Origin of the sequence: Streptomyces sp. NPDC016640 (assembly GCF_043076215.1) — a bacterium.
GTDB lineage: Bacteria > Actinomycetota > Actinomycetes > Streptomycetales > Streptomycetaceae > Streptomyces.
This window is the reverse complement of the sequence record NZ_JBIBRG010000002.1, coordinates 695525-720718: the sequence shown is the minus strand read 5'-3', so window position 1 is coordinate 720718 and position 25194 is coordinate 695525. Positions and strand designations below refer to the sequence as shown.

General features: G+C 73.5%; 23 protein-coding genes, 1 other RNA gene and 2 pseudogenes. 14 read left to right on the top strand and 12 right to left on the bottom strand.

Annotated features, from left to right (window positions below; genetic code table 11):
* Positions 1 to 284: 284 nt before the first annotated feature.
* The 4 genes and pseudogenes from hflX to ACF07S_RS06820 form a co-directional block, all read right to left on the bottom strand.
* On the bottom strand, positions 285 to 1730 hold the full coding sequence (gene hflX, locus ACF07S_RS06835) for a GTPase HflX (protein ID WP_391973592.1): 1446 nt from the start codon (positions 1728 to 1730) through the stop codon (positions 285 to 287).
* A gap of 481 nt (positions 1731 to 2211) precedes the next feature.
* Positions 2212 to 3201: a dTDP-glucose 4,6-dehydratase gene (rfbB, locus tag ACF07S_RS06830; RefSeq protein ID WP_391961897.1), complete on the bottom strand. Its 990-nt coding sequence runs from the start codon at positions 3199 to 3201 to the stop codon at positions 2212 to 2214.
* A gap of 394 nt (positions 3202 to 3595) precedes the next feature.
* Positions 3596 to 4009: RNase P RNA component class A (gene rnpB / locus ACF07S_RS06825), an RNA gene on the bottom strand.
* Between the two features lie 114 nt (positions 4010 to 4123).
* Positions 4124 to 4435: pseudogene (locus ACF07S_RS06820) on the bottom strand (Uma2 family endonuclease); the annotation flags it as partial.
* A 48-nt stretch (positions 4436 to 4483) separates the two neighbouring features.
* Here ACF07S_RS06820 and ACF07S_RS06815 point away from each other — a divergent pair.
* The 6 genes and pseudogenes from ACF07S_RS06815 to eda all read left to right on the top strand — a co-directional run bounded on the left by ACF07S_RS06815 (position 4484) and on the right by eda (position 8130).
* Positions 4484 to 5248, top strand: a complete 765-nt coding sequence (locus ACF07S_RS06815; RefSeq protein ID WP_391961898.1) for a MerR family transcriptional regulator — start codon at positions 4484 to 4486, stop codon at positions 5246 to 5248.
* A 50-nt stretch (positions 5249 to 5298) separates the two neighbouring features.
* Positions 5299 to 5874: a hypothetical protein gene (locus tag ACF07S_RS06810; RefSeq protein WP_391962467.1), complete on the top strand. Its 576-nt coding sequence runs from the start codon at positions 5299 to 5301 to the stop codon at positions 5872 to 5874.
* 42 nt (positions 5875 to 5916) lie between these two features.
* Positions 5917 to 6288 (top strand): annotated as a pseudogene (locus tag ACF07S_RS06805) (TetR/AcrR family transcriptional regulator); the annotation flags it as partial.
* Between the two features lie 61 nt (positions 6289 to 6349).
* Positions 6350 to 6598: a TetR-like C-terminal domain-containing protein gene (locus ACF07S_RS06800; RefSeq protein WP_391973613.1), complete on the top strand. Its 249-nt coding sequence runs from the start codon at positions 6350 to 6352 to the stop codon at positions 6596 to 6598.
* A 26-nt stretch (positions 6599 to 6624) separates the two neighbouring features.
* Complete coding sequence (gene yaaA, locus ACF07S_RS06795; RefSeq protein WP_391973612.1) at positions 6625 to 7407, top strand: peroxide stress protein YaaA; 783 nt, start codon at positions 6625 to 6627, stop codon at positions 7405 to 7407.
* A gap of 75 nt (positions 7408 to 7482) precedes the next feature.
* Positions 7483 to 8130, top strand: coding sequence for a bifunctional 4-hydroxy-2-oxoglutarate aldolase/2-dehydro-3-deoxy-phosphogluconate aldolase (gene eda, locus ACF07S_RS06790; protein ID WP_391973591.1), 648 nt, complete (start codon positions 7483 to 7485; stop codon positions 8128 to 8130).
* Here eda and ACF07S_RS06785 read toward each other — a convergent pair.
* From ACF07S_RS06785 to ACF07S_RS06775, 3 genes are read right to left on the bottom strand one after another with little or no spacing between them, the layout of a single operon-like run.
* Positions 8105 to 9376 (bottom strand): bifunctional RNase H/acid phosphatase, encoded by a 1272-nt coding sequence (locus ACF07S_RS06785; protein ID WP_391961902.1) that lies wholly within the window; start codon positions 9374 to 9376, stop codon positions 8105 to 8107. The genes eda and ACF07S_RS06785 overlap by 26 nt on opposite strands.
* Before the next feature lie 12 nt (positions 9377 to 9388).
* Complete coding sequence (locus ACF07S_RS06780) at positions 9389 to 10132, bottom strand: zinc ribbon domain-containing protein (protein ID WP_391962468.1); 744 nt, start codon at positions 10130 to 10132, stop codon at positions 9389 to 9391.
* Positions 10129 to 11046, bottom strand: a complete 918-nt coding sequence (locus ACF07S_RS06775) for a Nif3-like dinuclear metal center hexameric protein (RefSeq protein WP_391973590.1) — start codon at positions 11044 to 11046, stop codon at positions 10129 to 10131. The genes ACF07S_RS06780 and ACF07S_RS06775 overlap by 4 nt, the downstream gene beginning before the upstream one ends.
* Positions 11047 to 11220: 174 nt before the next feature.
* On the opposite strand from ACF07S_RS06775, the gene ACF07S_RS06770 reads away from it, so the two are divergent.
* Together ACF07S_RS06770 and ACF07S_RS06765 are read left to right on the top strand one after the other, a co-directional pair.
* On the top strand, positions 11221 to 12537 hold the full coding sequence (locus ACF07S_RS06770) for a hypothetical protein (protein ID WP_391961904.1): 1317 nt from the start codon (positions 11221 to 11223) through the stop codon (positions 12535 to 12537).
* A gap of 97 nt (positions 12538 to 12634) precedes the next feature.
* Positions 12635 to 12802, top strand: coding sequence for a hypothetical protein (locus ACF07S_RS06765; protein WP_391961905.1), 168 nt, complete (start codon positions 12635 to 12637; stop codon positions 12800 to 12802).
* A 94-nt stretch (positions 12803 to 12896) separates the two neighbouring features.
* Here ACF07S_RS06765 and ACF07S_RS06760 read toward each other — a convergent pair whose 3' ends face one another.
* Together ACF07S_RS06760 and ACF07S_RS06755 are read right to left on the bottom strand one after the other, a co-directional pair.
* Positions 12897 to 13754, bottom strand: coding sequence for a MaoC/PaaZ C-terminal domain-containing protein (locus ACF07S_RS06760; protein ID WP_391973589.1), 858 nt, complete (start codon positions 13752 to 13754; stop codon positions 12897 to 12899).
* A gap of 85 nt (positions 13755 to 13839) precedes the next feature.
* On the bottom strand, positions 13840 to 15264 hold the full coding sequence (locus ACF07S_RS06755) for an MFS transporter (RefSeq protein WP_391961907.1): 1425 nt from the start codon (positions 15262 to 15264) through the stop codon (positions 13840 to 13842).
* A gap of 219 nt (positions 15265 to 15483) precedes the next feature.
* Between ACF07S_RS06755 and ACF07S_RS06750 the strand changes: the two genes are divergently transcribed.
* From ACF07S_RS06750 to ACF07S_RS06730, 5 genes are all read left to right on the top strand, one after another.
* Entirely contained in the window at positions 15484 to 17217 is a 1734-nt protein-coding gene (locus tag ACF07S_RS06750) for an MFS transporter (protein WP_391973588.1), read from the top strand.
* Between the two features lie 98 nt (positions 17218 to 17315).
* Positions 17316 to 17966: a class I SAM-dependent methyltransferase gene (locus tag ACF07S_RS06745; RefSeq protein WP_391973587.1), complete on the top strand. Its 651-nt coding sequence runs from the start codon at positions 17316 to 17318 to the stop codon at positions 17964 to 17966.
* A gap of 62 nt (positions 17967 to 18028) precedes the next feature.
* Positions 18029 to 19015, top strand: a complete 987-nt coding sequence (locus tag ACF07S_RS06740; protein WP_391973586.1) for an N-acetylmuramoyl-L-alanine amidase — start codon at positions 18029 to 18031, stop codon at positions 19013 to 19015.
* Between the two features lie 156 nt (positions 19016 to 19171).
* The gene (locus ACF07S_RS06735; protein WP_391961911.1) at positions 19172 to 20014 is read left to right on the top strand and encodes a DUF5336 domain-containing protein; all 843 of its coding nucleotides are present in this window, start codon (positions 19172 to 19174) and stop codon (positions 20012 to 20014) included.
* Between the two features lie 109 nt (positions 20015 to 20123).
* Positions 20124 to 20417, top strand: coding sequence for a hypothetical protein (locus tag ACF07S_RS06730; protein ID WP_391961912.1), 294 nt, complete (start codon positions 20124 to 20126; stop codon positions 20415 to 20417).
* A 61-nt stretch (positions 20418 to 20478) separates the two neighbouring features.
* Here the strand turns inward: ACF07S_RS06730 and ACF07S_RS06725 are convergent, their stop codons facing one another.
* Genes ACF07S_RS06725 through ACF07S_RS06715 form a run of 3 tightly spaced genes read right to left on the bottom strand, consistent with a single transcriptional unit; the run spans position 20479 to position 23749 of the window.
* Entirely contained in the window at positions 20479 to 21564 is a 1086-nt protein-coding gene (locus tag ACF07S_RS06725; RefSeq protein ID WP_391961913.1) for a prenyltransferase, read from the bottom strand.
* Positions 21561 to 22307, bottom strand: a complete 747-nt coding sequence (locus ACF07S_RS06720) for a methyltransferase domain-containing protein (protein WP_391961914.1) — start codon at positions 22305 to 22307, stop codon at positions 21561 to 21563. The genes ACF07S_RS06725 and ACF07S_RS06720 overlap by 4 nt, the downstream gene beginning before the upstream one ends.
* Positions 22301 to 23749 carry a glycosyltransferase family 4 protein gene (locus ACF07S_RS06715; protein ID WP_391961915.1) on the bottom strand — a complete coding sequence of 483 codons (1449 nt, stop codon included), beginning with the start codon at positions 23747 to 23749 and terminating at the stop codon, positions 22301 to 22303. Before ACF07S_RS06715 ends, ACF07S_RS06720 begins: the two co-directional genes overlap by 7 nt.
* Positions 23750 to 23954: 205 nt before the next feature.
* Between ACF07S_RS06715 and ACF07S_RS06710 the strand changes: the two genes are divergently transcribed.
* Positions 23955 to 24659 (top strand): TetR family transcriptional regulator, encoded by a 705-nt coding sequence (locus ACF07S_RS06710; protein ID WP_391973585.1) that lies wholly within the window; start codon positions 23955 to 23957, stop codon positions 24657 to 24659.
* Positions 24660 to 25194 lie beyond the last annotated feature (535 nt).

The window sequence follows — 25194 nt, the reverse complement described above, 5'->3', positions numbered from 1 at the left end:
GACCGCTGGAAAACGCAGTCCGCCGGGGACCCGCACCGTCAGGAGCGGGTCCGTCCGGCGGAAACGGCGCATGCCGAGGGAATCGCAGCGCGTCCGTCTTCTCAGGCGTGCACGGCCGGGTGCGGCGACGGGGCCGGGCTCGACGTCCCACACCCTCGCGGACCACATGTACCGGTCACAGGGAACCCATACGGCCATCGTAGGCGGTACGAAGCTGCACCGGCAATCGGTCCGGCCGGACCCGGGCGGGAGGACCGGTCCGTCCCGCGGCCCTCCTGCCCGGGTCACGGCTGGGGGTAGGCCCGCAGAGCGGACGCCAGCTCCGGCCCCACCCTCGCCTTCAGCAGGGTGCCCTGCTCGGTGTGCTCGGCGGACAGCACCTCGCCCTCCTCGTGGGCCCGGGACACCAGGCCGCCCTGGGTGTAGGGCACCATGGCCTCGATCTCCACCTCGGGACGCGGCAGCAGGACGTCGATGAAGTCCCGCAGTGCCTCGATACCGTCTCCGGTGCGCGCGGAGACCGCGATCGAGCCCGGTTCCGCGGCCAGCAGCCGGGACAGCACGTCCGGGTCGGCGGCGTCCGCCTTGTTGACGACCACGACCTCCCTGATCTCGCCCGCGCCGACCTCCGCCAGGACCTCCCGGACGGAGGCGAGCTGCGCCTCCGGTTCCGGGTGCGAGCCGTCCACCACGTGCAGCACCAGGTGCGCGTCCGCCACCTCCTCGATGGTCGAGCGGAACGCCTCGACGAGGTGGTGCGGAAGGTGCCGTACGAAGCCGACGGTGTCGGCGATGGTGTAGGGACGGCCGCTCGGGGTCTCCGCGCGGCGCACCGTGGTGTCCAGGGTGGCGAACAGCGCGTTCTCCACCAGCACTCCGGCGCCGGTGAGCCGGTTCAGCAGGGAGGACTTGCCGGCGTTGGTGTACCCCGCGAGCGCGACCGACAGCACCCTGTTGCGCCGCCGCTCCTCGCGCTTGACGTCCCGTCCGATCTTCAACTGGGCGATCTCACGGCGGAGTTTGGCCATCCGTTCGTGGATCTGCCGCCGGTCGGTCTCGATCTTCGTCTCGCCGGGTCCGCGGGTCGCCATGCCGCCCCCGCCACCGCCGCCCATCTGCCGGGACATCGACTGGCCCCAGCCGCGCAGCCTGGGCAGCATGTACTGCATCTGGGCCAGCGCCACCTGGGCCTTGCCCTCCCGGGACTTCGCGTGCTGCGCGAAGATGTCCAGGATCAGCGCGGTACGGTCCACGACCTTGACGCGTACGACGTCCTCCAGGTGGACCAGCTGGCCCGGGCTGAGTTCGCCGTCGCAGACGACCGTGTCGGCGCCGGCCTCCTCGACGATCTCCCGCAGCTCCTCGGCCTTGCCCGATCCGATGTAGGTCGCCGGGTCGGGCTTCTGCCGCCGCTGGATGACCCCGTCGCACACCAGGGCGCCCGCCGTTTCCGCCAGCGCGGCCAGTTCGGCGAGTGAGGCCTCGGCGTCGTCGGCGCTGCCGGACGTCCAGACTCCGACGAGCACGACGCGCTCCAGGCGCAGTTTGCGGTATTCGACCTCGGTGACGTCGGCGAGTTCGGTGGACAGTCCGGCGACCCGGCGCAGCGCGGCCCGCTCCTCGCGGTCGTACTGCTCACCGTCGAAGCTGTCGGGGTCCGGCACGAGGTGTTCGTCCATCAGGGCATCCGCCCGCTGCTGACGTGCGGCGGAACCTTCGGGGTGAGTCATATGAGTCCTTTCTCGGGCGGGGACCGCCGGTGGAGCCCGGCACGGGTGCGCTGCGGGCCCTCCTGGGGATGACGGTTCCCACCGGTCGCGTGATCGTTCACCTGACCTCTGCGCGGGCCCCCGGAGATGTCCGGGGTACGCGTGGAGCCCGTCCGATCCGTCGAAGGGACGGACAGGGCAGGACGAGGCAGGGCCAGGCCGGGGCCGGAAGGGAGGAGGGTGAACACCGTCGGCGACAACGGACGGGCATACGAGCAGCACAACCCGGAAGCCGCGCCCGGCGGTACGTCTCGCCGGAGGGCTTCAGCCAAGGGCCGCTTGGGGCTTCGCGCCCAGCGCCGCGTCACAGAGGGTCAATGCCGTATCTCACACGCCACCAACCGTAGTCGATTCTCCAGCCGGTCGCATCCGCCTTTCCCGGACGGCGAAAACCGGTCACGACGACTCGCCCGGGGGCGGGTGGCCCGCTCCGGGGACGGTGTCACCGCTGCCGGCCTTCCTTGAGCGGTGTCCACCAGGAGCGGTTGTCCCGGTACCAGGCGACCGTGCTCGCGAGCCCCTCGGCGAACTCCACCCGCGGCCCGTACCCGAGTTCCGCGACGGCCTTGCCGAAGTCCAGGGAGTACCTCGCGTCGTGCCCCTTGCGGTCCGTCACCTGCTCGACCATGTCCCAGTCGTTGCCGGTCGCTTCGAGCAGGAGGCCGGTGAGTTCCTTGTTCGTCAGCTCGGTACCACCGCCGAAATGGTAGATCTCACCGGCCCGGCCGTGCCGGAGCGCGAGCTGAATTCCCCGGCAGTGGTCGGACACGTGTACCCATTCGCGCACGTTGTGTCCGTCTCCGTACAGCGGCACCTTCTCGCCGTCCAGCAACTGTGTGACGAAGAGCGGAATCACTTTCTCGGGAAACTGGTAGGGGCCGTAGTTGTTGGAACAACGTGTCACCACGACGTCCAGCCCGTGCGTACGATGACAAGCGAGGGCCAGCAGATCGGAGCCGGCCTTGGACGCCGCGTACGGCGAGTTCGGGGCCAACGGGCTCTCCTCCGACCAGGACCCGGCCGGAATCGATCCGTACACCTCGTCGGTGGAGACGTGGACGAAGCGCCGCACGCCCTGCCGCAGGGCCGCGTCCAGCAGGACCTGGGTGCCCAGGACGTTCGTGGTCACGAAGGGGCCGGAACTCTCGATGGACCGGTCGACATGCGATTCGGCGGCGAAATGCACCACCGCGTCGTGCCCTGCCATCACCTTTTCGACCAGGTCGGCGTCACAGATGTCGCCACGGACGAAGGAATAACCGGGATGCCCGGACACCGGGTCCAGTCCGGCGGTCGTGCCCGCGTAAGTGAGTTTGTCCAGGACGGTGATTCCGAGGTCCTGATGGGAACTGACCGCATCGGAAGTCAGGAGCAGACTCCGGACGAACTCCGACCCGATGAACCCGGCCCCGCCGGTCACAAGAATCCGCATGCGCCGAGAATATCGAGTTCACGGAGAGCCGGGACAGCGCGACTTGGCGAAGTACTCCGGCTCAGCGCGACGAGTTCCGGCCGGCCGTGACCCGCTGAAAGGTGGCGCGCAACGGCCGCAGCGACGGCGTCGCCCGGCGTTCGGGCGTCGCCACCGCGCGCCGGGAGCGTACCGCCGTTCTTCCGAGCGGGTGGCGACGAAGCAAAGGGCGGAGCCGGGCACGTCGGCGCCGGACGGGCACGTAGGCGTGCGGAGCCTCTGGTGGAGACGGTTCTCCTGGCCGAAAGCCCAGCCCCCCGGGGCACCGCTTGGACCGTGCCCCACGGCGCGGGTTCGGCCCGGCAGTTTGCCCAGCGCGAGAACAAGGGCCCTGACCTGCTGAAATGAAGAGCGACAGACGAGTCGGGCTGTACGCCGGGTTCTGTTCCCGGGGTTCCTCGCGGAGCCCCGGGCGACGGCCATCCATCTAGGGCCGGCGTTGCCGCCGGCCTCGTGCGGTCTACCCGCGGACTCGGGCGGGCAGCCCTCGAACGTCCGCGCAGAGACGCCTTCCCTTCCGAGGAGGCGCCTCCTCTTGACCTTGCTCCGGGTGGGGTTTACCTAGCCGCCTGAGTCGCCTCAGGCGCTGGTGGTCTCTTACACCACCGTTTCACCCTTACCGGGGGCCGGAGCCCTCGGCGGTCTGCTTTCTGTGGCACTGTCCCGCGGGTCACCCCGGGTGGCCGTTAGCCATCACCCTGCCCTGTGGAGCCCGGACGTTCCTCGGGAAGTCCCGTGAGGGACTCCACGCGGCCGCCCGCCCGGCTCGTCTGCCGTGTCGACCATGGTACCGGGCGTGAGCGGGGCTTCGGTGCGGTGGCCGGCGGGGGACCGCGGCGCCCGGGCCGCGCCCTGGTCCGGCGCGCCCGCTCCCGTGCGTCCGTCACCTCGCACCCCCGCCCACAGGGGATCGGAGGAAGTCGCCGGTGTCCAGGTCGAAGGAGAAGGGGGCGGGGAGTGCCAAGGGCTTGCCCAGGGGGCGGGTGCAGTGCTCCCGGTAGACGTCCTCCACCGGGTCGCTGAACAGCGTGACCGAGGAGGCTTCGCGATCGACGAGGAGGTGGAGGGGGATGGCGCCGCGGGCGTGGCAGCGACGCTTGGCCTCGCGGTCGGCGTTCGGCTTCGTGGACGTCACCTCCAGGACCATGGCGACACCGTCGCAGGGCATCCAGGGGTCCGCACCGCGGTAGAGCCTCAGTCGCTCGCTTGACCCTGTCGCGGCGTCAACGTTTCTACTGGTGGCATGCGGATCGGAGAACTCGCCGGCGTCGTCGGCGTCACCACGCGGGCGGTGCGGCACTACCACCATCTGGGGCTGTTGCCGGAACCGGAGCGGCTGGGCAACGGGTACCGGGACTACACGTTGCGGCACGCCGTAGTCCTGGCGCGGGTCCGGCGGCTGACCGAGCTGGGGCTGGGGCTCGCCGAGGTGCGGGACGTGCTCGCGGACGACGCGGGGAAGGACCTCGTCGAGGTGCTGACGGAGCTGGACGAGGATCTGGCGCGGCAGGAGGAGGCGATCCGGGACCGGCGGGCGCGGCTGCGGGCGTTACTGGAGTCGGAGGGCGCGCTGGCCGCCGGGGGGCCGGTGTCGGCCGGACTGGGCGCGTTGTTCCGGGAGATGGCGCATCTCACCGACTCCCCCATGGCCGCCAGGGACCGCGAGATGCTGGCGCTGGTCGAGACCGCGGCGTCGCCGGAGGAACGGGAGCGGCTGGCGGGGCTGCTGAGTGGTGTCATGACCGCGCCCGGCGGGGTGGAGCGGGCGCTGACCGTGTACGGGCTGCTCGACTCGCTCGCCGACGCCGATCCGGACGACCCGCGGGTGGCGGAGGCGGCCCGCGCCCTCGCCGCCTGCGTGCCCGCCGGGCTGGTGCCGGAGGGGGCGGACGGTGCCGTCGAGGAGGGCGACGGCTTCCTGCGCGCCTTCTACGCCGATTTCGCCCCGGCCCAGGCGGAGGTGATCCGCCGGACGATGCGGATCCTCACGGAAGGGCGGCGGTCGTGAGGGGGTTCGCGCGGGCCGCGCGGCGCCTGGTGGGGTACGAGCTGCGGCTGATGGTGAGCCTGGGGCTGTGGGTGGCGCGGCGTCCACACGGCACCGGCGGTGGGACGGCGTTCGGGTACGCGGGCGGGCAGGCGGCCATGATGTTCGGGTTCGCGTTCGTGTGCGCGGTCGAGACGGTCGCGATGTCGGTGCTGCTGAGCGACTGGCCGACGGTGCACGCGGTGGTGCTCGTCCTGGACGTGTACACCGTGGTCTTCGTCGTCGCGCTGCACGCCTCGTCCGTCGTGCGCCCCCATGTCCTGGACCCGGGCGTGCTGCGGGTCCGCCGGGCCGTGCACGTCGATCTGCGGATACCGCTGGAGCGGATCGCCTCGGTCCGGCGGGAGCTGCGGATGACGCACGAGAGGGCCGACGGCGAGCTCGATGTCGCCGTCGGCTCGCAGACGACCGTCACGGTGGAGCTGACCGAGCCGGTCGCCCACGTCACCTTCTGCGGCGGTCGCCGCGAGGTCCGCGTGGTCCGCTTCCACGCGGACGACTCCGACGGGCTCGTACGCGCGCTCGCCGGGGCGGTGGCCGACGCGCGCACCCGACCGGCCCGTTGCAGCCCCTTCCTCCGGTCATAGCGTCTCACCGGACAACCGGTCGACGGCGGAAGGGCACGGCGCGTGGCGGGCGAGGACGGGCGGACACCCCGCGAGCGGTACCGCACCCAGGTGCGCGCGGAGATCAAGGAGCACGCCCGGGAGCAGATCGCCACGGCGGGGGTGCCCGGGCTGTCGCTGAACGCCATCGCCAAGCGGATGGGCATGAGCGGACCCGCGCTGTACCGCTACTTCGCCGGCCGCGACGACCTGATCACCGAACTGGTCCGGGACGCCTACCGCAGCCTGGCCGACGCGCTGCGCGCCCCCGCGTCCGGCGACGCGGACCTGGCCGGGCTCGGGGCCGCGCTGCGCGCGTGGGCGCTCGACGACCCCCAGCGCTACTTCCTCGTCTACGGCACACCGGTCCCCGGCTACCACGCGCCCGACGACGTCACCACGATCGCGCGCGAGATCATGGGGATCCTGCTCGACGCGGCTCGGCGCGCCGGGGCCCGTGCGGACAGCCACGACGGCCACGGCAGTCACGACGGCACCGCCCCCCGGGGCCCATCTCGCGCGGCACCGGCAGTGGGCGGGCGACCATCCGGCCGATCCGGCGGCCCTGGGCCGCGCGCTGTCCTTCCGGTCCCGGCTGCACGGCGTGCTGTCCCTGGAACTGGCGGGCCACTTCGCGGGCATGGGTTTCGACCCGGCGGTGCTCTACGGCGCCGAACTGGACCGGCTGACGCGCGCCGTACCCTGACCCGGAGCTCTATTGAAGGAGTACGTGTGCTTGTCCTGCTGCCGCCGTCCGAAGGCAAGGCCGCTTCCGGCCGCGGCGCCCCGCTGAAGCCCGAGTCGCTGTCGCTGCCGGGGCTGGCCGCCGCCCGCGAGGCCGTCCTCGCCGAACTGGTGGACCTGTGCACCGGCGACGAGGACAAGGCGCGCGAGGTGCTCGGACTGAGCGAGGGACTGCGGGGCGAGGTCGCGAAGAACACGGAACTGCGGACCGCCGGGGCCCGGCCCGCCAGGGAGATCTACACCGGCGTGCTGTACGACGCCCTGGACCTGGCGTCCCTCGGCACGGCGGCGAAGCGGCGGGCCGCCGGGTCCCTCCTGGTGTTCTCCGGACTGTGGGGCGCGGTCCGGGTCACCGACCGGATCCCCTCCTACCGCTGCTCGATGGGCGTGAGACTGCCCGGACTGGGCGCGCTGAGCGGACACTGGCGGGCGCCGATGGCCGAGGTGCTGCCGGAGGCGGCCGGGGGCGGGCTGGTCCTCGACCTGCGGTCGGCGGCGTACGCGGCGGCCTGGAAGCCGAAGGGCGAGGTGGCCGGGCGGACGGCGACCGTACGGGTGCTGCACGCGCCCACCCGGAAGGTGGTCAGCCACTTCAACAAGGCGACCAAGGGACGGATCGTGCGGAGTCTGCTGACGGCCGGGACGGCACCGGAGGACCCCGCCGGGCTGGTGGAGGCGCTGCGGGATCTCGGGTACGAGGTGGAGGCGACGGCACCGGCGAAGCCGGGGACGGCGTGGGCGCTGGACGTGCTGGTGACCGAGGTGCACTGAATCCCGGACAGCGCGCGGGTTGCAGCATGCGCAACGCCCTTTGCGCACCGCGCACCGGGTGGGCAGGATGACGCCATGAGTTCTGCGCTGCCCTCCTCGGTCCTCGATCTCGCCCCCGTCGTGCCCGTCGTCGTCGTCGAGGACGCCGCCGACGCCGTACCGCTGGCGCGTGCGCTGGTGGCCGGGGGGCTGCCCGCGATCGAGGTGACCCTGCGGACGCCCGCCGCCCTCGACGCCATCCGGGCGGTCGCCGGTGCGGTGCCGGACGCCGTGGTCGGGGCCGGGACGGTGATCACGCCCGGGCAGGTGGGCGAGGCGGTGGATGCCGGGGCGCGGTTCCTGGTCAGCCCGGGGTGGACGGACGTGCTGCTGGACGCGATGCGGGCGTCCGGGGTGCCGTTCCTGCCGGGGGTGTCGACCGCCTCGGAGGTGGTGGCGCTGCTGGAGCGCGGGGTGCGGGAGATGAAGTTCTTCCCGGCGCGGGCCGCGGGCGGGACCGCGTACCTGAAGTCGCTCGCCGGGCCGCTGCCGCAGGCCCGTTTCTGCCCGACCGGAGGCATCGGGCCCGATTCCGCGCCGGATTATCTCGCACTGCCCAACGTGGCGTGTGTGGGCGGCAGTTGGATGCTTCCGGCGGACGCGGTGGCCGCCCGGGACTGGGACCGGGTCGAGCGGCTGGCGCGTGCGGCGGCCGGGCTCAGCGCAGGTGCGAGGTGTCGTTGAACAGGCGGACGCTGGCGTTGCCGTCGGCGTAGTACGCCACGGCGGACAGTGAGGCCGCCGAGAGTTCCATGCGAAACAGGGCCTCGGGCGGGGCGCCCAGGGCGAGGCGCATCAGGGTCTTGATCGGTGTCACGTGGGTGACGAGCAGGACCGTGCGGCCGGCGTGCGCGGCGATCAGCTTGTCGCGGGTCGCGGCGATGCGGGTGGCGGTGGCCGCGAAGCTCTCGCCGCCGCCGGTGGGTTCGGCGTCCGGGGAGGACAGCCAGGCGTTCAGGTCCTCGGGGTGGCGTTCGCGGACCTCGCCGAAGGTGAGGCCCTCCCAGGCGCCGAAGTCGGTCTCGCGCAGGCCGTCCTCCACGCTCACGTCGAGACCGAGGCGGGCGGCGACGATGCCGGCGGTCTCGCGGGTGCGGGCGAGGGGGGAGGCGACGACCGCCTGGACGGTGCCGCGCCGGGCGAGCGCGGCGGCGGTCCGCTCGGCCTGCTCCCGGCCGGTTTCGGAGAGCGAGGGGTCGCTGCCTCCGCTGCCCGAGAAGCGTTTCTGCGGAGTCAGCGGGGTCTCACCGTGCCGGAGCAGGACGAACGTGGCCGGGGGCCCCATGTCGGCGGGCGCCCACCCGGCCCGGGGGGTGGCCACGGCCTGCGCGGCCCGCACATCGGCACCGGCGCCCGCGGCAGCGTCGGCGCCCTCGGAGACGACGTCGGTCCCGGCGGCCCGCACCCCGGCGTCGGCCCCGGCACCCGCGGCCCCGGACGGACCTGAGGGGCCGGGCGTCGCGGGACGCGCCGCCGGGGTGTCCAGGGCGGCCCGCGAGGCCGCGGGCGACCAGGCCTCGCCCCGCTTGCCCGCGTCCATCGCCTCGTTGGCCAGGCGGTCGGCGTGCTTGTTCCGCTCGCGCGGGATCCACTCGTACGTCACCCGCCCCGGCGCGAAGACTCGCGCCGCTTCCGCCGCGAGCGGCTTCATCGCGGGGTGCTTGATCTTCCAGCGGCCCGTCATCTGCTCGATGACCAGCTTGGAGTCCATCCGGACGTGGACCGCGGCCTGGGGGTCCAGTTCACGGGCGGCGCGCAGGCCGGCCAGCAGGCCCCGGTACTCGGCGACGTTGTTCGTGGCGACGCCGAGGTACTCGGCCGCCTCCGCCAGCGTCTCGCCCGTGGCCGCGTCGCTCACCACGGCCCCGTAGCCCGCGGGCCCCGGGTTGCCCCGCGACCCGCCGTCCGCCTCGACGATGAACTCCCGCATCGCCGCCGGCCCCTACAGTCCCGACTCCGACGTACGCACCAGGATGCGGCGGCAGTTCTCGCAGCGCACCACCGTGTCGGGGGCGGCGGAGCGGATCTCGTTCAGCTCGGTGATGGCGAGCTCCTGACGGCAGCCCTGGCAGGTGCGGGCGTACAGCTTCGCCGCGCCGATGCCGCCCTGCTGTGCGCGCAGCTTGTCGTACAGCCCCAGCAGTGCCTCGGGCACGGAGGCGGCGACGACCTCGCGCTCCTTGGTCACCGAGGCCACCTCGCCGTCGATCTCCTCGACGGACGCGTCCCGGCGCGCGGTCGCGTCGTCGATCCTCCCCTGCACGGAGCCGACCCGCTCGGTCAGTTCGGCGACCCGCTCCTGCGCGGACTCGCGGCGCTCCATGACCTCCAGGACGACGTCCTCGAGGGCGCCCTGCCGCTTGGCGAGGGAGGCGATCTCGCGCTGGAGGTTCTCCAGGTCCTTGGGCGAGGAGACGGCACCGGAGTCGAGGCGCTTCTGGTCGCGGACGGCGCGCTGGCGCACCTGGTCGACGTCCTGCTCCGCCTTGGTCTGCTCGCGGGCGCAGTCGCTCTCCTCGGTCTGCGCGGCGACGAGCAGGTCGCGCAGCTGGGTGAGGTCCCGGCCCAGCGACTCGATCTCGGCGTGCTCGGGCAGCGACCTGCGCTTGTGCGCGAGCTGCTGGAGTCGGACGTCGAGGTCCTGGACGTCGAGGAGTCGGATCTGGTCGGCGGACGCGGCGTTCAGTTGGGGGCTCCAGATGGGTCGGATTCGGAAGGGGCGCGCGAAGCGCTCCCTGGAGGGGTGGTGGTGGCGGGCGACGGGCGGGAGGACGCCGCGTGGGCGGTCCAGGGGTCGGTGACCGTCTTCGAGACGTGCACCCGAAGCCCCCACCCGTGGCGGTCGGAGAGGGCGTCGAGCTGGGCTGCGGCCAGCTCGCACCAGGGCCACTCGGTGGCCCAGTGCGCCGCGTCGAGCAGCGCGAGGGGGCCGTGGGCCCGGTCCGCGACGAACTCGGAGGCCGGGTGGTGGCGCAGGTCCGCGGTGAGGAAGGCGTCCACGCCCGCGGCCCGTACGTGGTCGAAGAGGCTGTCTCCGGAACCCCCGCTGACGGCGACCGTGCGCACGAGCGCGTCGGGGTCGCCGGCGACGCGGATGCCCTGCGCGGTGGCCGGGAGGCGCTCGGCGGCGCGGGCGGCGAGGTCGCGGACGGTCAGCGGGTGGTCGAGCTCGCACACGCGGCCCAGGCCCCGGCGGCCCGCGGGATCGGCGGGGTCCGGGACGAGGGGCCGTACGACCCTGAGGTCCAGGGCGCCGGCGAGGGCGTCGGAGACACCCGGGTCGGCGGTGTCGGCGTTGGTGTGGGCGACGTGCAGCGCGATGTCGTTCTTGATGAGCGTGTGCACCACCCGGCCCTTGGAGGTGGAGGCAGCGACGGTGGTGGTCCCGCGCAGGTAGAGCGGGTGGTGGGTGACGAGCAGGTCGGCGTCCAGCTTCACCGCCTCGTCGACGGTCTCCTGGACCGGGTCGACGGCGAACAGGACCCGCGTGACCTCCTGGCCGGGTTCGCCCACGACGGTGCCGACCGCGTCCCAGGACTCGGCCCGCTCGGCGGGCCACAGTTCCTCCAGCGCGGCGATGACTTCAGACAGACGGGGCACGCCTGCAAGGCTACCTGGCCGTTTCGTGCGCGAGTACCGCCTCCCTGGAGCACACGGCCCTCCGCTTCCTCAGGCGAATCGTTCCTGGAGCACCCTTACGTGTGAAGTGCGGGCCCACAGCTCCGCCGCCCGCGCACGCGAAAACTACCGTTCGTCACCGGAGGTGACCGAACGATGACGGTCTGTGCCATCGAACCTGCGACGGAACACGAGGACGGAGCCGGGCGGGCGGGCTGCGCCATCACCGCGGACGGTTGCTACGCCGCACGCCTCGCCCTCGCCGGCGACTCCTTCTTCCCGGAGCGCTGGACCCTGGACGGCCCCGAGCCCTACGCGGTTCCGCTGCCCGGCAACCAGCCCGAGGAGCCCGGCACCGAGGTGCAGCCCCTGAGCGACGGGCGGGTGCTGATCCACCGGCTGGTGGAGGGGCGGCACGCCTTCTCCCTGCTGTACCCCACCGGCCCCGGCACCGGCGAACTGGCGCTGGGCACGGTCGACCGCCCGGACGGGGACACCCGGCTGCGGCTGCTGCCGCCCGCCCCGGGCGGGGAGCGGGCGTACGCCCTCGCCGTGGGCCCGCGCTCGACGGCGGTGTGGCGGGTGGCGGGCGGCGCGTTCGGGCCCGAGCGGCTCGCGGAGGTGCCCGGCCGCTGCTCGGGCGGGGTGTGGCTGGACCGCGAGGGGCGGATGCTGGCCCTGGACCGGGAGACCGGCGGGCGCACCAAGGCGGTCGTGGTGGACCTGGAACGCGGCGGCGAGATGTCCCCGTTGCTGCAGATCACCGCCGAGAGCGACGACCGGGTGCTGCTCGCCGACCCGGACAGCGGGCTGCTGCTGATCCGCTCGGACGCGCCCTCGCCCGGACGGGACCGGCTGGGCTGGGGGGTGCTGGGCAGCACGCTGCCGGTGCGTTTCCCGGACTGCCTGCGGCTGGCGGACTGCGCGGTCACGCCGTTCGCGATCCAGCCGGGGCAGATGCTGACCCCGGAGGGGTGCGCGGTGGCGCTGCGCATCGACGGCGCGCTCGGCAGCTGGGTGGGGGTGTGGCGGCCCGCGGAACGTCAGGTGCACCACTTCCCGGCGCCGGAGGGGTGGTTGACGGGTTCCGGGCTGTGGACGGCGGACGGGGTGCTGCGCCTGCCGTACGCCACCCGGGCGGTGCCGTGCGGGGTGGCCGGGCTGCGGGCACCGGGGCAGGAGCGCCGGCCGGAGGGCCTGGGAGTCCACCTGCCGGAGAGCCGGCCGCGGGACGTGGGAGTCCGTCCGCCGGAGGGCCCGGGCGTCCGTCCGCCGGCGGATCCGACGAACACCACGGACCCCGGTGGCTCTCCGGCGGCTTGCGGTGGACTCCCGTTCTCCTTCGGGCCGATGGCCGGCGGCCGGCCGGCGGCGGCCGCCGGGACCACGGCTCCGGGCGGCCCCGGCACCCCCGCCGCTCCCCGCCCCGTGCCCTTGCGGCAAGCGCCTCTGGGGCGGCTTGTAACGAAGTAGCGGCGGTCGGCGTGGCCGTCTGGATTCGGGTCGTGGTGTGCCGGTTAGACTCGCCCGGTTGTAGGAAAGATCATGTTTACGGGGTGAATTCCTTCAGATGAACGAGTTCCGCACGAACGAGCCGCAGTCCGCCGAGGACGCGCGGGCCGCCGCCGGACACGGCAGGCACCGGGGACCGGTTTCCACGCAGGACGCCGAGGCGTCCCCGCGCGGCCGGCACCGCAGGCCGGTCCAGGAGAACGAACACGCGGGGTGCGCCGTCTGACGATCCGTCAGTCCGCGGCGCTCCCCCGCACGGTCCCGCCCGTCGCCCGACGGGCGGGACCGTGCGTCTTCCCCCGGGTGAACCGCTCGCCGTCTCAGCGGTGTTCGACGGTGGTGTCGGCGAGCACCGGCGCGTCCTCCCGCTCGACGGCGCTCACCACCACCCGCACCGCGCCGTCCCCGCGCCACATCCGGATCCGCAGCGTCTCGCCCGGATGGGCGACTCCCGCGAACCGGGCGGAGTAGGCGCGGACGCGGGTGACATCGCCGCCGAGTTCGGTGTCGACGACCGCCTTGAGCGTCATGCCGTAGGTGCACAGCCCGTGCAGGACGGGCCGCTCGAAACCGGCGAGCGCGGCGAACCCGGGGTCGGCGTGCAGCGGGTTGAAGTCGCCGGAGAGCCGGTAGAGCAGGGCCTGGTCCTCCCGGACGGGCCGCTCGAGGGTCCGGTCCGGCGGCCCGGCGGGCGCCTCGCGCCGCACGGACGGGCCCCGGTCACCGCCCCAGCCGCCCTCACCGCGTACGTGGATGCGCGCCTCGGCGGTCCACAGCGGCCCGTCGGCGTCGGCGGCGTCGGTGCGCAGGACGAGCACGGCCGCCCCGCCCTTGTCGTGCACGGCGACGATGCGGTCCGTGGTGGTGGCGGTGCCCTCGGCCGGCAGCGGCCGGTGCACGGTGAGCGACTGCCCGCCGTGCAGGACCCGGGCCAGGTCGACGTCGACGCCGGGCATGGACAGGGCGCCGGTCACACCGGGCGGTCCGGCGCCCGCGACGGTGGCGAAGCTCGGCAGCACGTGCAGCCGGGACTCCAGGGTGTAGCGCAGTTCACCGGGGTCGGTGGCGGGCCGGCCCGCGCCGATGCCGAGGTGGTAGAGCAGGACGTCCTTGACCGTCCAGGAGATGTCACCGGTGCGGGGCGGGGCGGCGAGCGCCTCGGCTGCGTCGATGGGCATGGATCTCCGGTCGTCGTCGATGGAGGGGCCGCGGGCCGCGGGAAGACCCGTACGACCCGGCGCCGGACGGGTGCCGGCCGAGCGCTCAGTGCGCCGTCGCCGTCCGCCTGGGCAGCCACACCCACATCAGCACCGCCCCGGCGGCCAGCACGACCGCCCCCGTGGCGAACACCACCGAGTACCCCTCCGCCAGGGTCTCCGGGGTCCGGGGGGCGCCCGCCGTGTGGGTCGCCGCGATGGTCGACATGACCGCGAGTCCCAGTGAGCCGCCCATCGTGCGGGAGGTGTTGACCAGCCCGGAGACCAGACCGGCCTCCCCCGGTGCCGCGCCGGAGGTGGCCAGGGCGGCCAGCGGGGTCCCGGCGAGGCCCGCGCCCAGCATCATCAGCAGGCCGGGGAACAGGACCGAGGTCGCGTACCCGCCGTCCGCGGTCATCGTCGACTGCCAGCCGAAGCCGGTCGTGGCGATCAGCGTGCCGAGCACCGCCACGGTGCGCGGGCCTGCCGTACGCATCAGCCGGGGCGCGAACTTGGAGCCGAAGATCACGGCGAGCGAGCTGGGCACCAGGGCCAGTCCCGCCTCCAGCGGGGTGTAGCCGAGCACGTTCTGCACGTACAGGGTCATGAAGAACCACATGCAGAACAGTGCGGAGCCGGTCAGGAACATGGCCGTGTTCGCCGACGCCACCGAGCGCAGCCGCAGCAGTCCGAGGGGCATCAGCGGGGCCTTGGCCCGCGCCTCGACGAGCAGGAACAGGGCGATGAGGGCGAGTCCGGCGCACAGTGGCACCAGGGCCGCGGCGGCCGTCCAGCCCTCCGCCTCGGTCTGCGATATGCCGTACGCCAGGGTGGCGAGGCCGGCGGTCACCAGCACCGCGCCCGGCAGGTCGAGCCGCCGCCCGTCGCCGGCCCGGCTCTCCACCAGCCGGCGGATGGCCCCGGCCAGCACGATCGCCCCGACGGGTACGTTGATCAGCAGCACCCACCGCCACGACAGCACGTCCACCAGCACCCCGCCGACGAACCCGCCGGCCGCGCCGCCGCCCGCCCCGACGGCCGTCCAGGTGGCGATGGCCCGGGCGCGGGCCGCGCCCTCCGGTACCGCGGAGGTGAGGATGGTGAGCGTGGCGGGCGACAGGACGGCCGCCCCGAGTCCCTGCGCCGCCCGGGCCAGCAGCAGCTGCCAGCCCTCCTGGGCGAGCCCGCCGGCCAGCGAGGCCAGCGTGAACAGGCCGAGTCCGACGAGGAACATGCGCTTGCGCCCGTAGAGGTCGCCCGCGCGCCCGCCGAGCAGCATGAAGCCGGCGAAGGCGATGGCGTACGCGTTCACCACCCACTGCAGGCCCTGCTCGTCGAGCGCCAGGTCGGTGCGCATCGACGGCAGCGCGACGTTCACCACGGAGATGTCGAGCACGACGAGGAACTGCCCGGCGCAGGTGAGCGCCACCACCAGCCACATGGGGCGTTTGGTGCGGACAGGCGTGCGCGTGGCGTCGGTGGCTTCGAGCATGTGCGCCATGTTCTCAGCCGTGCGGTGTCCCCCGCAGCGTCGATTACGCGCCGACCTCCCCGGGTGCCGCCGGAGGCGCGGTCCGTCCCAGGCGGGGGGCGATGCCAAAGGAACGGTCAAGAATTCGTTAGGGTGCCGAACCATCGGAATAGTTGCCTCGGTGTACGGGGTTCGTTCTGCACGTATTCCCTGCCGCGGCCGCCCCTGGAGGCATCCTTCATGACGCAGACGACAACCGACCGTCCCTCCGGCAGAGCGGGCGGGCCCGTGGTCCCGGTGCTCGCCTTCGCGGGCATCGTCGTCGCGGTGATGCAGACCCTGCTGGTCCCGGTCATCAAGGATCTGCCGCGTCTGCTGGACACGGCGCCCGCCGACGCCACCTGGGTGCTGACCTCGACCCTGCTGTCCGGCGCGGTGGCCACCCCGATCATGGGCCGCCTCGGCGATCTGTACGGCAAGCGGCGCATGCTGGTCACCAGCCTCGCGGTGATGGTGGTCGGCGCCCTGGTCAGCGCGTTCACCAGTGATCTGCTGGTGATGATCGCCGGCCGTACGCTCCAGGGCTTCGCGATGGGCGCCATCCCGCTCGGCATCGGCCTGATGCGCGACCTGCTGCCCCGCGAGCGGCTCGGTTCCGCGATGGCCCTGATGAGCTCCTCCATAGGCGTCGGCGGCGGGCTCGCGCTGCCCGCCGCCGCGCTGGTCGCCCAGCACTCCGACTGGCACGCCCTCTACTTCGGCGCCGCCGGCCTCGGCGTCCTCGCGATCGCGCTCACCCTGCTCGTCGTACCGGAGTCCCCGGCCCGCGCCGGGGGCACCTTCGACCTGCCGGGAGCGCTGGGCCTGTCCGCCGGGCTCCTGCTGTTCCTGCTCCCCCTCTCCAAGGGCGGCGACTGGGGCTGGACCTCCGGCACCACGCTCACCCTGTTCGGCGCCGCGGCCGTGGTCCTCCTCCTGTGGGGCGTGATGGAACTGCGCCTGTCCGCGCCCCTGGTGGACCTGCGCACCACCGCCCGCCGCCAGGTCCTGCTCACCAACCTCGCGTCGATCATGATCGGGGTCTCCTTCTTCGTCGTCTCCCTGGTCCTCCCCCAGCTGCTCCAGCTGCCGGCCGGCACCGGCCACGGGCTCGGCCGGTCGATGGTCGTCGCGGGCCTGTGCGTGGCGCCGCTGGGCCTGACGATGATGTTCACCGCCCCCGTCTACGCCCGCCTGTCCGCCCGGTACGGCCCGAAGAGCACCCTCGTCCTCGGTCTGCTGATCATCGCGGCCGGCTACGTCGGCGGCCTCGGCCTGATGGACGCCGCCTGGCAGACCGTCGTCACCTCGGTGGTCATCGGCGCGGGCATCGGCCTCGCCTACTCCTCCCTGCCCGCGCTGATCACCAACGCGGTCCCGGCCTCGGAGACCGGCGCGGCGAACGGCCTCAACACCCTGATGCGCTCCATCGGCACGTCGGTGTCGAGCGCCGTCATCGGGATGGTGCTGGCCGACACGGCGGACACCGTGGGCGGGGTGGCCGTCCCGACCCTGCACGGTTTCCGGATCTCCTTCCTGATCGCGACGGCCGCGGTGGCCGTGGGCCTGGCGCTGGCCCTGTTCCTGCCCGGCGGGCGTCCCTCGGCGCGGCTGCGGGCGAGCAGTGGGGAGGACGTCCGCCCGGAGCGCGCGGAGACGGCCCCGCACGGCTTCCGCGGCCGGGTCCTGGACGCGGCCGGCCGCCCGGTCGCCCGCGCCGAGATCACGCTGACCGACCGCCACGGCCGCCGGGCGGGCGCCACCGTCTCCGCCGACGACGGCCGCTACGCCCTCGCCGTCCCCGCGCGGGGCCCGTACGTCCTCGCCGCCCGCGCCGGCGGCCATGCCCCGCTCACCGCCCCGGCGGCCCACGCGGGCGACGGACGGCCGGTCGACCTGGACCTGTCCCTGCCGGGCGAGACGGTCCCCGCCTGACCCGGTTACCCGCCGGTACCCCCTGTCGGCCGGGCCGGCCGGGGGTACGGCAGCATGGGTCCGTGCACACCCGTACGACCTCGGGAGAGGCAAGCCCCATGGCGATGACACCCGGGCCCGGAATCCTGGCCGCGTTCGAGGCGGCGAAGGGCTTCATGCCCGTGGACGAGGGCCTCGCCCTGTACGCGGCGGCCACCGGGGCGGCCCGGCTGGGGCTGCCGCTCCTGGAGGTCGGCACCTACTGCGGCCGCTCCACGATCCTGCTGGCCGACGCGGCCCGCGCGGCCGGGGTCACCGCCCTCACCGTGGACCACCACCGCGGCAGCGAGGAGCAGCAGCCCGGCTGGGACTACCACGACCCGGAGACGGTCGACCCCGAACTCGGCCTGATGGACACCCTGCCCACCTTCCGCCGCACCCTGCACAAGGCGGGCCTGGAGGAGCACGTGGTCGCCCTGGTCGGCGGCTCCCCGCGGATCGCGGCCCTGTGGAACACCCCCCTGTCCCTCGTCTTCGTCGACGGCGGTCACACCGACGAGCACGCCGGCGCCGACTACGAGGGCTGGGGCCCGCACGTCGCCGAGGGCGGCCTCCTCGTCATCCACGACGTCTTCCCCGACCCGGCCGACGAGTTCACCGGCCAGGCCCCGTACCGCGTCTACCTCCGGGCCCTGGAGTCCGGCGCGTTCACCGAGGTCTCGGCCACCGGTTCGCTGCGCGTACTGCGCCGGACCGGCGCGGGCGTCTGAGCCACCGCTGGTGCCGCGCCGGCCGGGGCGAACCCCGGCCGGCGCGGCGCTAGGGTGGCTGTGTGTCGTACACAGGTCCTGGTTTCGATCCGCCCCAGTCCCGGCGTTCCCGGCGCGGGCCCCTGACCGTGGCGCTCGCGGCGCTGGTGCCGGGGGCGTTGCTCGGGTGGGCGGTGTACGCGTCCGTGGGCGGGCCGGGGGACGACGAGGGGGCGGCGGACGCGTCCCCGTCGGTGTCCTCCCCGCCCTCCGCGTCGGCCGCCTCGCGGGCGCCGTCCTCGGCCGCGGCGTCACCGACCGGCGACTCCGGCGGCGGCGAGCCCGGCGCCTCCCCCACGACGAAGTCCCCCTCCGCCTCGGCCCCCGCCGCGTCCGGGCCGCTCAGGGGCAAGGTCGTCGTCATCGATCCGGGGCACAACCCGGGCAACTTCCGGCACGTCTCCGAGATCAACCGCCAGGTGGACATCGGGACGAACCGCAAGGAGTGCGACACCACCGGCACCTCCACCAACGACGGTTACACCGAGGCCGAGTTCACCCTGGACCTCGCCCACCGGATGCGCGCGCTCCTCCAGGAGCAGGGCGCCACCGTGCGGCTGACCCAGGACGACGACCGGCCGTTCGGGCCGTGCGTGGACGAGCGGGCCCGGATCGGCAACGGGGCGAAGGCCGACGCCGTCGTCTCGCTCCACGCGGACGGTTCGGGCGCCGGCAACCGCGGCTTCCACGTGATCCTGCCCGGCTCCGTCCGGGCCGGTGCCGCCGACACCCGGGCCATCGTCGAGCCCTCCCGCGAGCTCGGCGAGCGCATCGCGGGCAGCTTCGTGCGCGTCACCGGCAGCGCGCCCTCCAACTACGCCGGCGGCGGTACCGGTCTCGTCACACGTGAGGACCTGGGCGGTCTCAATCTGTCAACGGTTCCCAAGGTGTTCATCGAGTGCGGCAACATGCGCGATAGCAAGGACGCGGCACTGCTGACCAGCGGTGCCTGGCGGCAGAAGGCGGCGCGAGGAATTTCCGACGGAATCGTGAGTTTCCTGCGCGGGTGATGTCCGGCCCGCCGGTCCCGGCGGACAGCCCGATCGTGCGGACGATAATGTCGTCCCTACGATGAGGGGCCACCCCCGCGCTTCACACGGGGCCTTCGGGCGACAGGTGACAGCGACGCCTCTTCCGACGACGAGACGACCTACGAAGGACCTGAAGTGAATATCCGCTCCCTCACTCGAGGCGACGGCGTGGTGATCGGAGCAGCGGTGTTGCTGTTCATCGCGTCGTTCCTGGACCTCTACTCCGTCGACGGCGCACCCGACAGCTTCGACCTGCCCAGCCTGTGGGGCAGCGGTCCGGTCGTGCTCGGGGTCGTGCTGGCGGGCCTCATCGGCGCCGCGCTCGTCGTCGCCGCCCGCGCGCTGCCGCAGCCGCCGAAGGTCGCGGGGCTCGACCTCGGCCAGTTCGGCATCGCGTTCACGGTGTTCGCCGCCTGGTGCGCGCTCGGCAACATCTTCGACGTGGCCGGCGGTGCCGACAACTTCGAGGGCGGCGGCGACGGCCCCGACGCCGGCACCGGTCTGATCCTGGCCCTCGTCGCCACGCTCGTCATGGCCGCGGCCGCCGTCGCCACGCCCCTGGTGCCCGCCCTGAAGGGTTCCCTCCTCCCGGCCGCCCGCCCCGCCGCCCCGCAGCCCTACGGCGCCCAGCCGCCCGGCGGTTACGGCTACCCGGGGGCGCAGCAGGCGTCCTTCGGCGGTCAGCCGCAGCCGGGCCACCCCGGTCAGCCGGGGCAGCAGCCCTACCCGGGCCAGCCGCAGCAGCCGCAGCAGGGGCAGCCCGCCCCGGCGCCCGCCGGTGACTTCTCGCCGTTCTGGTTCGCGGTGCCGGTGCCCCGGCCGCTGTTCCCGGAGGACGGCTCGCCCACGCCGATCGCCGAACTGGCCCCCGGTACCTGGTACCTGGCGGTCGAGCAGCGCGGCCCGGTGCTGATCGCCCAGACGCAGGACGGCCGTCGCGGTGTCCTCCAGGACACCTCCGGCATCCAGCGCGGCTGATCTCCCGCCCCTCCTCGTCGCGGCCCTCGCCCCTCGCGGGCGGGGGCCGTCGTCGTACGCCCGGCGCCCGCCCAGGTTTCAAACGGGTATTCGGGGCCAGTCGGAAAGCATGTCCCCTCGATATCGCACTGGTTCCACCTCTGCGGGGACGGTCGTCGCGGTGATCGCGGACATCATGGCCGTCATCCTCGGACTGTGGATTCTGATGTATCTGCTGGACGCCAACCGGGCCAACGACCTGGTCCAGTTCGTCCATGACGCCGCCAACTGGCTGGCCGGCTGGTCGCGTGACCTGTTCACCTTCGACGAGGCGTGGGCGCGCGTGGTCGCCGGGTACGGACTGGCCGCGGTCGTCTACCTGTTCGTCGGCCACGCCATCGCGGGCCGCCTGCGCAGGCACTGACCCGGTTCCGACGCGGTCCCGACCCGGCGCCCCACCGGCGCCGGGTCCCGTCCGCGCCCGCTCAGGCGGGCTCGCAGCAGTCCGGGTCGAGCCCTCTGGGCAGGTGGTCGCCGCCGAAGACCGCGCAGGTGGCCTCGTGGCCGCCGAGGGCGGCGACCGCCAGCAGCAGTGAGCCGGCGGTCCAGGTGGTCAGCTCGCGCGGCCAGATCGCATCGTCGTCGAAGACATAGCCCGTCCAGTACAGGCCGGTCTCCGGGTCGCGCAGGTGCTGGATCGACTGGAGCACGTCGAGCGCACGGTCGGACTCGCCCATCGCCCACAGCGCCAGGGCGAGTTCGGCCGACTCCCCGCCGGTCACCCACGGGTTGGGCACCACACAGCGCACCCCGAGCCCGGGCACGACGAAGCGGTCCCAGCCCTCCTCGATGCGGGCCTTGGCCTCGACGCCGGTCAGCGCGCCGCCGAGCACCGGGTAGTACCAGTCCATCGAGTAGCGGTCCTTGTCCAGGAACCGCTCGGGATGGTGCCGTATCGCGTGACGCAGCGCGCCTGCCGCCAACTCCCAGTCGGGTTGGGGCTCTTCGCGCTGTTCGGCGACGGCGAGCGCGCAGCGCAGCGCGTGGTGGACGGAGGAGGAGCCGGTCAGCAGGGCGTCCGCGGCGGCCGTGCCGTCGTCGTCGCGCCGCCAGCCGATCTGCCCGCCGGGCTGCTGCAGCCGCAGCACGAACTCCACCGCCGCGTGGACACAGGGCCACATGCGGTCCAGGAAGGTGTCGTCGCCGGTGGAGAGGTAGTGGTGCCACACCCCGACCGCGACGTAGGCGACGAAGTTGGTCTCCCGGCCCCGGTCGGTGACCTCGCCCGGGTCGCCGTCGGCGTAGGCCGCGTACCAGGAGCCGTCCGCCAGCTGGTGCCGGGCCAGCCACAGGTAGGCCCGTTCGGCGGCCTCGTGCTCGCCGGCCGCGTCCAGCGCCATCGCGGCCTCGACGTGGTCCCACGGGTCGAGGTGGTGTCCCCGGAACCACGGGATCGCCCCGTCCTCCCGCTGCACGGCGAGGACGCCGGCGACGGTCTCGGCGGCCTGCCCGGCGGTGAGCACCCCCGGCAGGACGAGGTGCTCCGTCCAAGGGGTCCGGGAGGTCGTCACGCGGCGTCCGCCTCCGCCCCGGCACGCGGCAGGTGCGGCTTGGTCGCGTACGCCACGAAGCTCTTGCCGATCAGCGGGTTCAGCGCCCGCTCGGCGACCCGGGTGGCCAGCGGTTTCTTCATGATGTCCCAGACCAGCAGCTTGTGGTACGCCCGTACCGGCAGCGCCTTGTCGTTGTCCACGCCGAAGGCGCACTTCAGCCACCAGTACGGCGAGTGCAGCGCGTGCGCGTGGTGCGTGCCGTACGGCTTGAGGCCGGCCTCGCGGATCCTGGCCAGCAGTTCCTCCGCCCGGTAGATGCGGATGTGGCCGCCCTCGACCTCGTGGTAGGCGTCGGAGAGGGTCCAGCACACCTTCTCCGGCCCGTAGCGCGGAACGGTGACCGCGATCCGGCCGCCGGGCCTGAGGACGCGGACCATCTCGGCGAGCACGCCCTTGTCGTCCGGGATGTGCTCCATCACCTCGGAGACGATCACGACGTCGAAGGACTCGTCGGGGAAGGGCAGGGCGAGGGCGTCGCCCTCCAGGGCGGTGGCGGTGGCCCCCGCGGGCGCCTCGCCGGCCTCCCTCATCGCGGCGAACCACTTGGCGACCTCGCGGATCTCCTCTCCGTTGCGGTCCAGGGCCACGACCCGGGCGCCGCGCCGGTAGCACTCGAAGGCGTGCCGGCCGGCGCCGCAGCCGAGGTCCAGGACGCGGTCGCCCGGGGCGAGCGGGAACCGGGAGAAGTCGACGGTCAGCACGTGGCCCTGCTTTCGCGGTCGGAGGTGTCGGCTGCGCGCGCGGGCACGGCGGGCGTGTCCGCGGGAGTCTCGGGGGCGGCGTTCCCGGTGGCCGGGCGGCGCGGGGCCGTGGCGGCCGGGCGGGCGGCGCCGGTCTCCCGGCCCGCGCGGTCCATCGCCTCGCGGTAGCGGGCCACCGTGCCCTGTGCCGCGCGCGCCCAGGTGAAGTGGCGCAGTACCCGCTCCCGGCCGGCCGCCCCGAGCCGGGCGCGCAGCAGCGGGTCCTCGAACAGCCTGCCCAGCGCGGCGGCCAGCGCCTCCGCGTCGCCGGGCGGTACGGCCAGGCACGTCTCCCCGTCGGGGCCGGCGACCTCGGGGATGGCGCCGCCGGTCGTGGCGACCAGCGGGGTGCCCGTGGCCATGGCCTCGGCGGCGGGCAGGGAGAAGCCCTCGTACAGCGACGGCACGCACGCGATCTGCGCCGACCGCACGAGGTCGACCAGTTCGGCGTCCGAGATGCCCTTGACGAACTCGACGGCGCCCTGGAGGCCGTGGCGCTTCACCGCCTGCGCGACGGGCCCCTTCTCGGGCCGTTTGCCGACGACGACGAGGTGCGCCCCGGGGTGCCCGGCCCGCACCTTCGCCAGCGCCTCGACGAGGAAGACCAGTCCCTTCAGCGGCACGTCGGCGCTGGAGGTGGTGACGATCCGCCCCGGTACCACCGGCACCGACGGGTCGGGCTTGAACAGGCCCGTGTCGGCGCCGATGTGGACGACGTGGACACGGTCCTGCCGTACGCCGAGGTCGTCGACGATCTCCTGGCGGGAGCTGCCGGAGACGGTGAGCACGGACGGCAGGCGGCGCGCCACCCGCTTCTGCATCCGGGTGAAGGCGTACCAGCGGCGCACCGAGTACCGCCGCTTCCATGTCTCGGCGGCGTCCAGTTCCAGCCGCCGGTCGACGGTGATGGGGTGGTGGATGGTGGTCACCAGGGGGGCGCCGAGGTCGCCGAGGAGGCCGTAGCCGAGCGTCTGGTTGTCGTGGACGACGTCGAAGTCGCCGCGCCGGGCGCGCAGATGGCGCCGGGCGCGCAGGGAGAACGTCAGCGGCTCGGGGAAACCGCCCGTCCACATCGTGCCGACCTCCAGCGCGTCGACCCAGTCGCGGTACTCGCCGCGCTTCGGCGTGCGGAAGGGGTCCGGCTGGCGGTAGAGGTCGAGGCTGGGCAGTTCGGTCAGGCTCAGTCCCCCGTGACCCTCGTCGAGCACGGGGTAGGGCTGGGCACCGATGACCTCGACGCGGTGGCCGAGGCGGGCGAGCTCGCGGGAGAGGTGGCGTACGTAGACGCCCTGCCCGCCGCAGAACGGGTTCCCCTTATAGGTGAGGAGTGCGATGCGGAGCGGTCGCAAGCCGTCGGATGCGGGACCCTCCGGGGGCCCGGCCTGACTGGCCTCAGCGGTCACTCTGGGCCCCCTTCTGCCTGCACTGTCCCGCGAGACTACGCCGGGACGCTAATCTAGAACAAGTTTCAGAGTTGATCGTTCGGAGGATCCGAATCTACCGGCAGGTAGCTGCACTGTGAGCAGTTGATCAGGTGATTCACGCCACGGGGACGGCGTGCCATGCTGTCTGATCATCCACCCTCACCGACTGTCACGGACGGGACCCATGCCCGCGGAGGCCAACAGAGACAGGGCGACCGAGGCGGCCAGCGCAGTGCGGGCAGCCAAGGCGGACAAGGCGACGAAGACGGACGCCGGCGCCACGCGGACCCCCCCGGCCGGCTCGCTCACCGAGCGGCAGGAGGCGCGCCGGCGCCGCATCCTGCACGCGTGCGCCCAGCTGGCCGGCCGGGGCGGCTTCGACGCGGTGCAGATGCGGGAGGTCGCGGAGTCCTCGCAGGTGGCCCTCGGCACGCTGTACCGCTACTTCCCGTCCAAGATCCATCTGCTGGTCGCCACCATGCAGGACCAGCTGGAGCACATGCACGGCACCCTGCGGAGGAAGCCGCCGGCCGGCGGGACCGCGGCCGAGCGGGTGGCGGAGACCCTGATGCGGGTCTTCCGCGCACTCCAGCGCGAGCCGCAGCTGGCCGACGCGATGGTGCGCGCCCTGTCCTTCGCGGACCGCAGCGTGAGCGGGGAGGTGGACCAGGTCTCCCGTCAGACGACGCTGATCATCCTCGACGCCATGGAGCTCACCGACCCCACGCCGGACCAGCTCTCGGCGGTCCGCGTCATCGAGCACACCTGGCACTCGGCCCTGATCAGCTGGCTCTCGGGCCGTGCCTCCATCGCCCAGGTCAGGGCCGACGTCGAGACGGCGTGCCGCCTGGTGGACCTGACGGCCCCGACACCCCCCGCACCCCGCTGACGAAACTTTTCGATCGCGTTCCGTCAACACCGCCAGCCCCTGCGCACTCGCACCCCTCCCCGCCGCCGCACGCCGCCCCGCGTGAACGGTTGACCGCACCTGTGCCGGCTCGCATCGTCACCGCGTCAATTCGGAACCAAGTCAAGAACTTTCGGCCCACCGCACGGCGAGCGAACCCGCCCACCCGCAGGGCGGCCTTCGAGGCGCCGGTCACATTCGCCGACGCCCCTCGGTGAGCACGCGTCCGCGGCCTGTGACCGAGAGGGTGAAGCACCCCACATGACCCCGGTCACATACGAAGCGGGACCGTAGGCACGCCCCGGGCGGCGATCCCCGCCACCGGGCCCATCGCCCCCTCCCCGAGCGCTCGCATCGCACCGCACATGCGACCACGCGTAGTAAAAGGGACCTTTGCGGACGATCCCGATTTTTGTTTCGGTGGAGCGGTCGCCAGGCGCCGAGTGCCCTCACGGGTCGCGGCGCCGATGCATGCCCCCGCCGGGGGCGTACGGCGACCATCCTGCTTCCGACCGAA